This window comes from Bacteroides sp. AM54-2NS (genome assembly GCF_003602935.1).
In the GTDB taxonomy this organism is placed as follows: Bacteria; Bacteroidota; Bacteroidia; order Bacteroidales; family Bacteroidaceae; genus Bacteroides; species Bacteroides xylanisolvens.
On sequence record NZ_QTMZ01000001.1, the window covers coordinates 77,701 to 91,757 of the forward strand.

Consider the following 14,057-nt stretch of genomic DNA (forward strand, 5'->3'; position numbering starts at 1 on the left):
AAAAAACAGAATCTGATATGAAAAAGATATTAATGATTTTAACGATGGCGCTGGCGGCTACCTCCTGCATGGATATTCTCGATGTGGCTCCGGAAGACCAGATTGCAAGTGAAAACATGTGGACCACGGAGGAGCTTGCCGACAAGGGAATGGCAGGACTCTACTTCCCGTTCTATGCTACCCAACTCTCCTCTACCCAGCTTCGCCGTGCCGACGGGCTGAACCGTCAGGGAATCGAAGCTATGAGCTTTGCAACCGATTATTATTCCAACAACTATCCGGTGGAACTGCTTTCGCTGGCCACCAAACCTGCCAATGACTTTCAGGTGTGGTATGAATGGAAGTTCTGTTACACCATCATCCATGCGTGTAACGATGCGATTGCCAATCTGCATAAAGCGGATATGAGCGCTAATAAACTGGCGCGTTACCAATGCGAGCCCGTTTCCTCCGTGCCTGGGCGTACAATCGTCTGAATATGCTTTATCAGGGTGTCCCCGTTTATCTGGAACCTATCAATAACGAAGACTGTACCCGTGGCCAATCTTCGGTGGATGAGGTATGGCAAGTGATTCTGGATGATTTGACGTATTGCATCAACAATCCCGACTTCCCCAATAACACGTTGAATGAAAACTACGGCCGTCCTTCTAAAGGTGCCGCTTATGCCCTGCGTGGTATGGTATATATGTGGAAGAAGCAATACAAGGAAGCAGGCAACGATTTCAAAGAAGTGGAAACGTGTGGTTATGGCTTGTGGACAGGCGAATATGCCGACTTCTTCAAATATGAAAACGAAAAGGATAAAGAAATGATCTTCTCGCTCCAGTTCAGCGAAGAAACCGGTTATTGTGATAACATTCAGCAAATGACCGGTGCCCGCGATACGTATGATGGCTGGACGGAAATAAAACCTTCCGCAGACTTTGTAGATTACTATAAGAACGCAGACGGATCGGACTTCAAATGGTCGGAAGTAGACGGCTTGCAAGACTGGGACTTGCTGACTCCAAAACAGCGTGAAATCTTCTTCTGCCGTGACGGACTGGAATCCATGTCCTCACAAAAGAATGCCCTCGTCAAACGGGTAGGTGAAGATATCTATCAGAAATATTACCTGAACAGCGGTAATGAAGCCCGCATCAAAAAGGCGTATGACAGTCGTGACCCGCGTCTGCAACAGACCGTCGTCACTCCTTATGTGCCGGTAGACTGCTACAAGCCTAATTATGCAGGAGATGCCAACCAGATCGGTAAACAACTCCGTTGGCCGTTGAAGGAACAGGGCACGAATGGTGGAGACTTCTGGCTCGATAAACGTACTTCTGCTTTCTACTGCTATCGCAAGTACAATGAGTTTGAGAAAGGACGTTTGATTAGCCGGAGCCGTTGCCATACCGACTGGCCGTTGATTCGCTATACCGATGTACTGTTGCAGTATGCCGAAGCATTGGCGCAGACCGATCAGTTGGGAGAAGCCATCCGCCTGGTGAATAAAGTGCGTACCCGCGCCCACATGCCTGCACTGACAGAGGGCGGAAGCGGCCCGTGCGCAGTGAACGGAAAGGAAGACATGCTCGAAAGGATACGTTATGAACGTCGCGTGGAATTCTGTCTGGAAGGAATCAACTTTTTCGATGAAGTACGTTGGGGAACCTACAAAGAAACCAAATTCCAGGGGAAAGACATCAATGGCGGCAAATCCTGGTGGGGCGAACTGGTAGAGTATAACTGGTATTACACCGATTACATGTGGCCATGGACTGCTCCTATCTCTGAAACGCAAAAGAACCCGAACCTGACTAAACGAAGCGGTTGGGCGTATTAATCATAAAGATTTGAATAAGGATGAAGAAAATACTTTTACTATTACTCATTTTTGTATCTGGTTGCACGGGTGTAGTTGCGCAACAGTTTGATTATGGCAAGATAGCGCCTCATCCCCGGTTGTTATTGCCGGCGGGAGGAGAAGAAGCCATCAGGAAAGCCATTGCGGAGTATCCCCCGTTGGCCACTGTTCACCAGCGGATCATGGAACTTTGCGACCGGACACTTACGGAACCACCTGTGGAACGTATCAAGGAGGGCAAACGCCTGCTGGCGATTTCGCGCATCGCATTGAAGCGTATCTATTACCTCTCATACGCTTACCGTATGACGGGAGATAAGAAATATGCTCACCGTGCGGAACAGGAGATGCTGGCCGTCAGTTGTTTCACCGACTGGAACCCCACTCATTTCCTGGATGTGGGTGAGATGGTAATGGCATTGGCTATCGGTTATGACTGGCTGTACGATTCTTTGCAGCCCGACACCCGCCGGGTAGTGCGCGAAGCAATCATCGCGAAAGGCTTCGACGCGGCAAAGAACACCCGTCATGCCTGGTTCTATACAGCTAAGAACAACTGGAATTCCGTATGTAATAGTGGATTGGCGTATGGCGCGCTGGCTCTTTTTGAAGAGATTCCGGAAGTATCGAAAGGCATCATAGAGAAATGCATGGAGACAAATCCGAAAGCGATGGTAGGTTATGGCCCCGACGGAGGTTATCCCGAAGGATTCGGATATTGGGGGTACGGGACAAGTTTTCAGGTAATGCTCATTGCTGCGCTCGAAAGTGCTTTCGGCACAGACAATGGGCTCTCCCAAGCCCCCGGTTTCATGGAGTCTGCCCGTTTCATGCAGTATATGACGGCTCCGGGCGGAGATTGTTTCTGTTTCTCGGACTCTCCGGTAGAGGCGGAGTGCAACATGATGATGTTTTGGTTTGCAGGCAAAGCGAAAGACCTTTCCCTGTTGTGGATTGAACGTCAGTATCTCGACCGGCCGGATATGCCGTTTGCCGAAGACCGTTTACTGCCCAGCCTGATGGTGTTCTGTTCGCAGCTCGATTTGAAGCATATCGGCAAGCCGAAGAAAAACTTTTGGTTCAGTCGAGGAGATACGCCTGTGTTTATCTACCGTGGCGGATGGGACAGCAAGGAAGATACCTATCTGGGAGTGAAAGGCGGTTCGCCTTCTACCTCTCATGCGCACATGGATGCCGGTTCGTTTATCTTCGAGAGAGACGGGGTGCGTTGGGCGATGGACTTGGGTATGCAGAGTTACATCACGCTCGAAAGTAAGGGAGTAGACCTGTGGAATATGTCGCAGAACGGACAACGCTGGGAAGTATTCCGGCTAAGCAATATCGCTCACAACACCCTGACGATTAACGGCGAACGCCATTTGGTAAAGAGTAATGCTCCGATCACCCGTACTTTCGAGTCGAAGAAACAGAAAGGGGCGGAAGTAGACCTGTCGAGTGTGTTTGCCAACAGCGTAAAGAAAGTCGTCCGCACCGTGATATTGGATCAGAAAGACCATCTGGAAGTAACCGACCGGTTGGAGACGGGGGACAAGGAAGCTGCCGTATCCTGGATAATGGTCACTCCGGCGGAAGCCAAAATAACGGGCAAGAACCGGATGGAATTAACCAAAGACGGACAACGGATGCTATTGACGGTAGATGCCGATACGGAAGTAGAAATGAAAACCTGGTCGAACGTGCCCCCGCATGAATATGATTTCCGCAATCCGGGAACCATCCGCGTGGGTTTTGAGACGGTGATTCCTGCCAATCGTGCCTCGCAACTGAAAGTACGACTTATTCCTTTGAAGTAGTAATACAAATAAATTCATTGAACCATGAAAACGATTCTTTTTAAAACAATCATCATAGCTTTCTTTGTAGGAACAGCCGTTAGTTGTTCCGATGAAGATGAGAACAGATTCCGTCCGGGATCTACCCATGAGAAACCGAATCCCACGGAGCCGGAGGGCGGATTGGATTATTCCAAACTGACTGCGGACAATCATCCCCGCCTGTTGATGAACGCCGAGGCCTTCACTGCGTTGAAAGCCAAAGTGGATGCCAATTCGAGTGCCAATCTGACCTTGCTCCATAATACCATTATGAGTGTATGCAACAGTAAAGGGATGAACGCCACGGCACTGACTTATAAATTGGATGCCAGCAACAAACGTATCCTCGATGTGTCCCGCGACGCGTTACTGCGTATTTTCACCTGTGCTTATGCCTACCGGATGACCGGCGATGCCAAATACCTGACTAAAGCGGAGACGGATATGAACGCTGTCTGCAACTTTCCCGACTGGAACTCGAAACGTCACTTTCTCGATGTGGGCGAAATGGCTACGGCTGTTGCGTTCGGCTACGATTGGCTCTACAACGAACTAAGCGCAGCCACCCGTACGAAAGCGGCCAACGCACTGTTGAAGTTTGCCTTCCAACAGGCGCAGGATAAGAACTGGAACCTCAACTTCTACGAGGCCACCAACAACTGGAACCAGGTTTGTAATGGTGGACTGGTCTGTGCGGCACTGGCTTCCTATGAAAACAATCCTTCCGAAGCAAAGGACATGATTGAAAAAGCATTGGAATCCAATAAACCTGCATTGGAAGTGATGTACTCTCCCGACGGCAACTATCCGGAGGGCAGCGGTTACTGGTGTTACGGCACGCTCTATCAGGTATTGATGCTTGCCGCCCTCAACAGTACGCTTGGCACGGATAACGGGCTTTCCGATACACCGGGATTCTCCAAAACGGCAGAGTATATGCTGTATATGACAGGCTTGAACAGCAAGTTCTTTAATTATTCCGACTGTGCTCCCTCCTCTACCGCGGCATTGGCTTCGTGGTGGTTTGCCGATAAATACAGTAATCCATCCTTATTATATAATGAACTGAAAATGCTGAAGAACGGTGAATACGCTTCTTGTGCCGAAAACCGCCTGTTGCCGATGATTATGGCGTTTGCCAATAATCTGAATCTGGACGCAATCTCCGCTCCTTCCAATAAACTATGGAGTGGAAAAGGGGAAACGCCCGTAGTGATGGTACATACCGACTGGACGTACACTGATACGGATAAATACCTCGGAATCAAAGGTGGAAAGGCAGGTTCGAGCCACGGACACATGGATGCTGGTTCGTTTGTGTACGACGCGTATGGAGTGCGCTGGTCGATGGATTTCGGTCTGCAAAGTTATACAACGCTCGAGTCGAAATTGTCAGCTTTGGGTGGTAATCTTTGGGATATGGGACAGAACTCGATGCGTTGGGATGTATTCCGCCTGAATAACTTGAATCATAGCACGATTTCAATCAACGACGCCCGTCACCGGGTAAATGGGGTGGCTACACTGACTACTACTATCAATACCGCTACGGAATTGGGAGCCACTTTCGATCTGACTGAAGTAGTGTCCGATCAGGCGGCGTCCGCTACCCGTACCGTGAAAATCGTGAACGATAAAGATTTAGTAGTCATGGATGAGATCAAGGCGAGAACGGATAAATCCGCCAAAGTGCGCTGGTGTATGGTGACGCCTGCCGTTCCGACGGTGGAAAGTAACCGCATCGTACTAACGAACGGAAGCAAAGTGATGTATCTCACAGCCAGCGGAAGCGTGAAGCCTACCTACAAGCAATGGAGTACCACCAGTGAGAACTCTTATGACCAGGCTAATCCGGGCACCTATATGGTCGGCTTTGAAGCAACGGTCACCGCCAATCAGACCGCCACATTTACCACAACCCTGTCCCCTAAATAAAAAAGAATGGAACGTATGAGAATCCTATTAATATCTATACTCGGACTTTTGACATTGGCCTCCTGTACGAAGCAGGAGCCGATGGAGGCATTGATTGACCGTGTATTTACCGTTGCAGAGCAACAATACACGACTATGGACACCCGCTTGACAGAAAAGACACTTCCCCGCACGCTCTCTGCCGATGGTGAGTTTGTTCCCTCAAATATCTATTGGTGGTGCAGCGGCTTCTATCCCGGTTCCCTCTGGTATATCTACGAATATACAGGCAATGAAGCAGTGAAAACACTGGCCGAGAAGAACACGCTGAAACTCGACTCTATACAATACGTGACCAGGGATCATGATGTCGGTTTCCAGTTGAATTGCAGTTACGGGAATGCTTTCCGGTTGACAGGTAATGAGGCTTATAAACAAGTGCTCTATCAGGCGCCAAATCCTTGTCAACTCGTTTCAATCCTACTGCCGGTGTGATCCGCAGCTGGGACTTTGTGCGCAAAGGCTGCGACTGGAAGTTTCCGGTGATTATTGACAATATGATGAACCTTGAACTGCTGTTGTCCATGTCGAAAGCCTACGCCGACGACTCTTTGCAGAACATTGCCTGTACGCATGCCAATACCACTATCCAGCATCACTTCCGGGATGATTATTCCACGTATCATCTGGTGGATTATGATCCTGAAACGGGTGCAGTGCGCGGCAAGCAAACGGTGCAGGGCTTCTCGGACGATTCCTCCTGGAGCCGCGGACAGGCATGGGCCTTGTACAGTTATACGATGATGTTCCGCCTGACGGGGTATCAGAACTATCTGTTGCAAGCCGGACATATTGCCGATATGCTGCTCCGCCGTCTACCTGCTGACGGTATTCCCTACTGGGATTTCGACGCTCCGGTAGAAGAACAGACCTATCGGGATGCTTCCGCTGCGGCTATCATGGCCTCCGCCTTTATCGAACTAAGCCGTTATATCCCCGGCACGGAAGCCAAGGAATCTTATCTTGCCATGGCAGAAAAGCAACTCCGTACGCTTGCCTCGAAAGAGTATCTGGCAGAACCGGGTACGAACGAATGTTTCATCCTGAAGCACAGCGTGGGTGCACTTCCTGATAAAAGCGAAGTGGATGTCCCCCTGACGTATGCCGATTATTACTTTTTAGAAGCATTGCTGCGGTATAAGAATTTACAAAAATAAGACTAATACAATATGATTATGAAGAACTTACATATAAATATGGCATTTATCTTCGTACTACTGCTGATAACTGCCTCCTGCTCGGACAAGGATGATTCGGCTCCGCGTGTCATTCCCACCATGAACCTGACAGTTTCGGAGATTGCGGACAATACGGCTCTGATTACTTCCGAGCAGCAAACAGGTACTACGTTCGGTGCGAAAGTCATTGAATTCTATCCGGTGGCCGACATTGGCTTTGATTATAACATTGAAGTGAAACTGGTGAAATTCGTAGAAGAGAACGGAGAACCCGTATCTCTGCCCTATACGCGCAAAATCACCGAAGGATTACGTCCGGGAGTGAATTACATCAGTGCGATTATCGCCTATAATGCCGAAGGGCGTGCCGTGTGTTCCGCTTTTCAGACCTGGAAAGCTTCAGGAACGGAAGGCGCATGGAGTGACGGCGGTTCTGCCGGTGATCTGGAGGAGAATGAATGGTAAAAATGGTGTAACTCAAAAGAATGAATGGTATGAAAAATAGATTATTTGCAATAGGTGCAATGATTCTCATGATGACAAGTTGCACGCAGGACGAATTTATTTCGTCCGATAACGGCAAAGAACCGGCAACGGCAGGTTCATGTCTGACGTTGGTTGGACTCTCGTCTCCGCAGACACGTGTTTCTATCGGTGACAAAACAGGGGATGTTTATCCGGTGCTTTGGAGCGAAGGGGATGCCTTGGGTGTTTTCTCCCGTACGGCAGGGACCGACATCAATAATGTGCAGTCTTTATTGAGTGATGAGTCGATCGGGCAGAACTCCGGCGTCTTTACTTCGGACGACGTGAAGATGGCGGAAGAAGGAGCTACGGAACTTCTTATTTACTATCCTTACCGGGCAAGTACGGAACTGGCCGAAAATGGCAACAAGATAACTTCTACCCTGTCTGTTGAGCAGGAACAAAGCCGTCCCGGCGATAGCCATCATATTGGAAAGTATGGTTTTGCGTTTGCCAAGGCTACGGTCAGCAGTCCGGATATGCTTGCTAAATTTACGTTGAACCATGCGATGGCTTATGTGAAGTTCAGCATCTCGTCCCAGGAGCTTTCTACGTACAAGCTAAAAAGTGTTTCTTTATATGACAAGGAGACAAAAACTCCTCTTTCCGGTGTATTCATAGCAGATTTGGATACGGACGAACTGACCTACGGTACGGATGTGAAACCGTATGCCACTGTTTCACTGACTACTCCCGAACTGCTCGCTTCCACACAGGATATATACCTGACTACATATCCTGCCGATTTAAGTGGCAAAGAAGTGTACATTGTCATCACTCTGGAGAATGACCAGCAGACTGTTACCATTCCTATTCTCAAAGAAGGAAAGCAACTGAAAGCCAATGCTGTCAATACGATTGCTGTCAATAACCTGAAACTTTCGGATAACTCCTGCGAATGGTATGAGCCGGTAGAGACACGTTTATTGGCAGGAGGATGGGCTTATGGCGAGTCCAACTGTCTGTTGACGAATATTTCTACCAGTGGCGTGAGCAATACGATGAGCGTGAAAGCACGTGGTAACTTTATGGAAGTGGAAGAACCCAAGTATGCCAAGACTATTCTGGGTTGCGATTTGAACGTTAATCATAAGATGATTGCCGTGAATGGCTCTACTACGGACATCTCCCCTATTGGCAGTGATTACAATATTACGATCAACACCTATAAAGTAAGCGGAGGCTATGACGGCGGTTGCGGTCAGGTGGCTATCTATGGAGCGGATCAGACTACCGTCATCTGGAGTTTTATTATCTGGATGACCCCTACTCCGGCAGAACATCCTTATGGTAATACGGGATATGTAGTGTTGGATCGTAATCTGGGTACTTATATGACGTGTGAAGGAGACAACTGGAAGCAAAACGGTGTTTACTTCCAATGGGGACGTCCTACGCCGGTCGGCTGGTCGGGAACCGTGGGTACTAATATACCTACCGAAGCCACCAACGTCCGCTTCTCTATAGAAAATCCCCGTGCGTTGCTTTATACCAATAATGTGGATAATACAAAATCCGACTGGTATCTGGGTGCATGGACCGGTGCACGTACCGATCGTAAAGATGACTTCTGGGGTAACCCGAATGAATCGAGCACTTATCTCAATCCTTCTGACGGTCATAAATCTATTTATGATCCTTGTCCGAAAGGTTACCGGGTTGTGTCTCCCCGAGTATTGGATGAGATAGAGCAGAAAGGAGAATTTGTGAAACAGAGCGCAACTGCGGTATTTAAATATTGCTATGACGGTACGAATTACGCATATTGGCCGTTGGCAGGTTGTAAGTGGGGTTCCAACGGCGGTAATAATGGCAACAATACAGGATTGGATACCGCTAAGGGTGCCGCTTGCTATTGGTCTAACTCATCGGCTAGCAGTTATGGAAATGACAAGGATCAGGGAGCTACTTCTCTGTATTATAAAGTCTCCGATAAGACCTGGACACATTCCTCCGGTCGTTCCCATGCATTCTCCGTGCGTTGTATGAAAGATACCGAGAATCGTTGATTCTCTTCATGGATTCTCTTCATTGAGAATATGAAATAGAATTCCCCGTTATATGAAAGTTTCTGCCTGTCTCCGGATACAAGGTACTTTCATATAACGGGGAATCTGTTCTGTTTTTAAGATATTCACGAAAAAAGGAAAGAAAGAAAAGGGCCAAACAGAAAATAAACTGCATGAACAATTGCAAGAATATGCATTATCTCTCTTTATCTTGTATTTATTTCCTTGAAATATGCACGATATGGTGTAACTAAACCATCCGTTTGCCGTAATCAAACCCTTCGTTTGGTTTAAACAAACCGTCCGTTTGCTATAATCAAACCATCGGTTTCTTTTAAAGGAAGCTAAACTTGGTTTTTGAAGAGGATATATTGAGCTGGTTTGTCTTTTTCTACTGCCTATTTATAAATAGCAATCTGATATATCCTTTGTGATATGATAGCTATTTATGCTTTTGATTAACTGCTTTTATTGTAACTTGTTTGCTAATAATGCCTATTTTGTGTTATTTGCGAAATCTGTAACTCTAAATGGAGGGCGTTTTTCATGAAGTGCAAGGAAGGGCTCGAAATATAAAGAGCAGGATAGGTAAAATATACAATTCTTCATGTTGGCACTTCTTTCAGCAATCAATGTCTTTCCTTTATAAGCATGTATCTCTTTTAAATCACCATATATGGTGAAAAGCATGATAGTATGCTTTAATACTATGCTATTTATGTGCAAATTCACTGTATATGGTGAATTTACTTGTTTTTATACTAAAAAGATTCTATCTTTGTGAGAAAGTTTCTATATATGGTGAATTATGGATTTAATAGAGATAGGAAAACATATTCGCGAAAGGCGTAAGGAGTTGGGGTTGGATCAGTCTACGTTGGCCACTCTTGCAGGAATAGGGATTAACGCTTTGGTCCGCTTGGAACGTGGAAGTGGTAATCCCCGCTTCGATGTTCTTTTTAATGTCCTGAAAACTTTAGGACTTAGTATTCATATTCAATAATAGACACACATATGAGTCGATCTGCCAAAGTCTATATAAAAGGTATTTATGCCGGTCTGTTAACAGAAATAGATCGTGAACACTATTCATTCTGTTATGATACGGACTATTATAATAATCCACAACTCCCAGCTGTCTCACTGACCATGCCCAAGACACAGCAGGAATATACCTCTTCCTATCTTTTCCCTGTCTTTTTTAATATGACATCTGAAGGGGATAATCGGATTATTCAAGCTAGAAACCTGCATATTGATGAAGAGGATGATTTTGGTATTCTTCTGGCTACTGCCCATACAGATACAATCGGAGCAATAACAATTAAAAAAATGTGATAATGGAAACTGATATTCATATTTGTCCCTCACTTTTACGGGAGACTGGTGGAGAAAGCGGATATTCACCCAAAGCCTTGAAGCAGCTTTCTGATGGGAAAAATATATCTTGTGAATTACCTTACAGGCATTTTGACGATAATGTCGGTATTGATCTCTTCAATAACAATAGCAAACGCATATCCGTTTCTGGAGTCCAGATTAAGTATTCTTTAGTTGCCGATGACGGGATATTGCGATTGACCAAAGAGGGAGAACAGGGCGAATTCATATTAAAGCCTGTTCCCAATAATCTCCGTAACAAGGAGTTTTGTCCTGCCAACGAACATTTGACAATGCAGATAGCTGCGCAAGTATATGGGATTCCGACAGCTCCTAATGGATTATGCTTTTTTCAGGACGGAACCCCTGCTTATTTTGTACGACGTTTTGATTTGTCGGAGAAAGGAAAGTTACAAAAGGAGGATTTTGCTTCTTTAGCCGGGCTTACCAGGAAAAATGGAGGTTCCGATTATAAATATGACAATCTGGCCTATGAAGAGTTTGCAAGAATTATAGATAAATACAGCTCTGTCCCCCAAGTGGATAAATTGCGTTTTTTTGAACTTATCTTGTTCAACTTTGTCTATTCTAACGGCGATGCCATTTAAAGAACTTTTCTTTATTGGAAGAGAAGAAAGGAAGATTCCGCCTATCTCCTGCTTACGATTTATTGAATACTCATCTCCATATAAACGATGGTATCTTTGCCATGAGCAAAGGTTTGTTTGTTAATCCTGAACCGGATTATTTCGGTGGTGCATCGGCGGTTACTGGGAAGACTTTTTATCACTTTGGCTTAAAAATAGGTCTACCCGAGCGTTTGGTAAACTCTTGTCTCGAAAAATATAGTAAGATATATGAATTGACTGATCAACTGATTGAACATTCTTTTCTCTCTAAAGAATTGAAAAAGCAATATAGACTTATGTATAAGTCAAGAGTCGGGAGCTATCTTAGTGTTATTGAGTAATAATGTGCACATTATTACTCTTTTTTTATATTAAGATGAACAAGATCCCCAAAAAGATTTGTCTAACATAAGAATCTGTTCTTTTTGTCATTCTTCTTTTCTGTTCCGATAATTGGCCGGTGATGTTCCCAAATGCGCTTTTACGTATTTCCCGAAAAAGGACTGATTGGGGAAGTTGAACTCTTCGGCAATTTCCTTGATAGACTTTTCCGAACGTTTTAATCGGTATTTGATATGCTCCACGGTAGTTTCGTTAATCAAATCCAACGGAGTTCTGCCACACGCCTGTTTGATGACTTTCGAGAAATGCTTCGGAGTGTAGCAAAGCTCGTTGGCAAAATAACTCACCGAACGGTGCATACCCTTGTCCTTCGATAACAGTTCCATGAACTTCCGCAAAATATAATTCACCTGTTTGATGCCTTCTTTCGAACCTTCCATGTTGCCGGAAGCTTCGATTTCCTTATGAAGCTGCCCCATCATTTCGCAAAAGATAGCGGAGAAGAGATGTTGTATCACTTCTTTGTGGTAACAATGAGGCTCATCGTTTATTTTCGCTATAATTAAATCCCGGTAGAATCCGAAGACTGTTTGATCCTCCCCGTTGTCAACCGACTTCACCGGATTGTTGTGGATATGAATGGCAGTATTCCACGTTTCCTTTTCCATTTTAATAATACGTTGCAGGAAACGGGTAGAGAATCCGGCAAGCCTGACCTTATATTTAGGACTTAGCATTGTATGGCTGATAATCGTGTTGGGTAGACCGAGCAGCAGCTCGCCCGCCTGCAACTTATAGGTCCGGTAGTTGACGTCTAACTGGATGCACCCTTCTATACAAACCGCGATGAGAAAACAATTCAGTTTGATTGTATCATTACTATAAGGAGTCCCCTCCAGACTGTTGACTATCGCAAAGTCATCATCGATATAATCAAGGACGTGCTGACTGTCCTTAAAATCCTCTATATCCACCGTAATAATGTTCTCTTTTTCCATGTTCTTTCCTTTTTTACTTTTTGCAAAGTTGGTGAATAATCGGGAAAACAGAATGTCCCATACTTCTTCAGATTTGTTTGATATGTCGTTTATTGCCAAATAGTTAGCTATAATAAACGTAAATGGCGAAAATAGGACATTTATGGAGGGGAATTGGTCACTGTTGCCTTGTTCTTTTCTCCTACTTTTGTCCAGGATTTAACAAAAGACCAAAAGAGAAAGTATGATTACAGTAAGCAAAAAATGGATACGGCTGATAGGGATTGTCGGTTGTACAGTGTGGATGGCATCTTGCAAGCAAGCATCGGATGCGGGAGTGAAATCTTCTTCTTATGCAGTAATGCAGATAGAAGCGGTGGATAAGGAATTTTCTTCTTCCTATTCGGCGAGCATACGTGGGCGGCAGGATATTGATATCTATCCGCAGGTGTCGGGAACGATTGAGAAACTCTGTGTGACCGAAGGGCAAAAAGTACGCCGCGGGCAATCGCTTTTCATTATCGACCAAGTGCCTTACAAGGCCGCACTCAAAACTGCCATTGCCAATGTGGAAGCAGCACGTGCCGCGCTGGGTACTGCCGAACTGACCTACAAGAGCAACAAAGAACTGTATGCGCAGAAAGTAGTTTCGGAATTTAGCCTGAAAACGGCCGAGAATTCTTATCTCACCGCCAAAGCTCAACTGTCGCAGGCCGAAGCACAAGAGATCAGTGCCCGCAACAATCTCTCTTATACCGAGGTGAAAAGTCCCAGTGACGGAGTCGTAGGTGCATTGCCTTATCGTGCAGGCGCATTGGTAAGTGCCAATATGCCCTATCCGCTTACTACGGTCAGCGACAATTCGGATATGTACGTCTATTTCTCCATGACCGAGAATCAGTTGCTTGCCCTCACCCGCCAGTATGGCGACATGGACGAAGCGTTGAAGAACATGCCGGAAGTGGAACTGCGCCTCAATGATAATTCGGTTTATGATAAGAAAGGTGTCATCGAATCCATCAGCGGCGTCATCGACCGGCAAACGGGTACTGTGGTGGCACGCGTGGTGTTTCCCAACGAATCGCGGTTGCTTCATAGCGGAGCATCGGGCACGGTGGTAGTGCCGAGCATTTATAAAGACTGTATCGCCATTCCGCAAACGGCCACCGTGAAGATGCAGGATAAGACGATTGTATATAAGGTAGTGGACGGGAAGGCTGTATCTACCCTGATAACAGTGGCCGCAAACAATGACGGACGCGAATATGTGGTGCTGGACGGACTGAAAGCAGGTGATGAAATTGTATCGGAAGGCGCCGGACTGGTGCGCGAAGGCATGCAAGTAAAATAAGAAGGAGA

The 14,057-nt window shown here is 46.0% G+C and carries 8 protein-coding genes and 3 pseudogenes; 10 read left to right on the plus strand and 1 reads right to left on the minus strand.

The genetic code is table 11. From position 1 onward, the window contains the following. The first annotated feature begins 17 nt into the window (after positions 1-17). From DXA05_RS00235 to DXA05_RS00280, 9 genes and pseudogenes are all read left to right on the plus strand, one after another. Positions 18-1,828 (plus strand): annotated as a pseudogene (locus DXA05_RS00235) (RagB/SusD family nutrient uptake outer membrane protein). Positions 1,829-1,848: 20 nt separating this feature from the next. Next, a complete protein-coding gene (locus DXA05_RS00240) occupies positions 1,849-3,663 on the plus strand; it encodes a heparinase II/III family protein (RefSeq protein WP_128858616.1) in 1,815 nt (604 codons plus the stop codon). Positions 3,664-3,687: 24 nt separating this feature from the next. Beyond that, a complete protein-coding gene (locus DXA05_RS00245; protein ID WP_128858617.1) occupies positions 3,688-5,619 on the plus strand; it encodes a heparinase II/III family protein in 1,932 nt (643 codons plus the stop codon). 15 nt (positions 5,620-5,634) lie between these two features. Beyond that, positions 5,635-6,815: pseudogene (locus DXA05_RS00250) on the plus strand (glycoside hydrolase family 88 protein). 12 nt (positions 6,816-6,827) lie between these two features. After that, positions 6,828-7,301 carry a hypothetical protein gene (locus DXA05_RS00255; RefSeq protein ID WP_004298778.1) on the plus strand — a complete coding sequence of 158 codons (474 nt, stop codon included), beginning with the start codon at positions 6,828-6,830 and terminating at the stop codon, positions 7,299-7,301. 29 nt (positions 7,302-7,330) lie between these two features. Further along, positions 7,331-9,370, plus strand: a complete 2,040-nt coding sequence (locus DXA05_RS00260) for a fimbrillin family protein (RefSeq protein ID WP_128858618.1) — start codon at positions 7,331-7,333, stop codon at positions 9,368-9,370. 808 nt (positions 9,371-10,178) lie between these two features. Further along, positions 10,179-10,373 (plus strand): helix-turn-helix domain-containing protein, encoded by a 195-nt coding sequence (locus DXA05_RS00270; RefSeq protein WP_004316118.1) that lies wholly within the window; start codon positions 10,179-10,181, stop codon positions 10,371-10,373. Between the two features lie 11 nt (positions 10,374-10,384). After that, complete coding sequence (locus DXA05_RS00275; protein WP_004308471.1) at positions 10,385-10,708, plus strand: HipA N-terminal domain-containing protein; 324 nt, start codon at positions 10,385-10,387, stop codon at positions 10,706-10,708. A gap of 2 nt (positions 10,709-10,710) precedes the next feature. Beyond that, positions 10,711-11,720 (plus strand): annotated as a pseudogene (locus DXA05_RS00280) (HipA domain-containing protein). Positions 11,721-11,807: 87 nt separating this feature from the next. Here DXA05_RS00280 and DXA05_RS00285 read toward each other — a convergent pair. Beyond that, positions 11,808-12,719, minus strand: a complete 912-nt coding sequence (locus DXA05_RS00285; RefSeq protein WP_004313768.1) for a helix-turn-helix domain-containing protein — start codon at positions 12,717-12,719, stop codon at positions 11,808-11,810. 223 nt (positions 12,720-12,942) lie between these two features. Between DXA05_RS00285 and DXA05_RS00290 the strand changes: the two genes are divergently transcribed. Then, positions 12,943-14,049 (plus strand): efflux RND transporter periplasmic adaptor subunit, encoded by a 1,107-nt coding sequence (locus tag DXA05_RS00290; RefSeq protein WP_128858619.1) that lies wholly within the window; start codon positions 12,943-12,945, stop codon positions 14,047-14,049. The last annotated feature ends 8 nt before the right edge of the window (positions 14,050-14,057 follow it).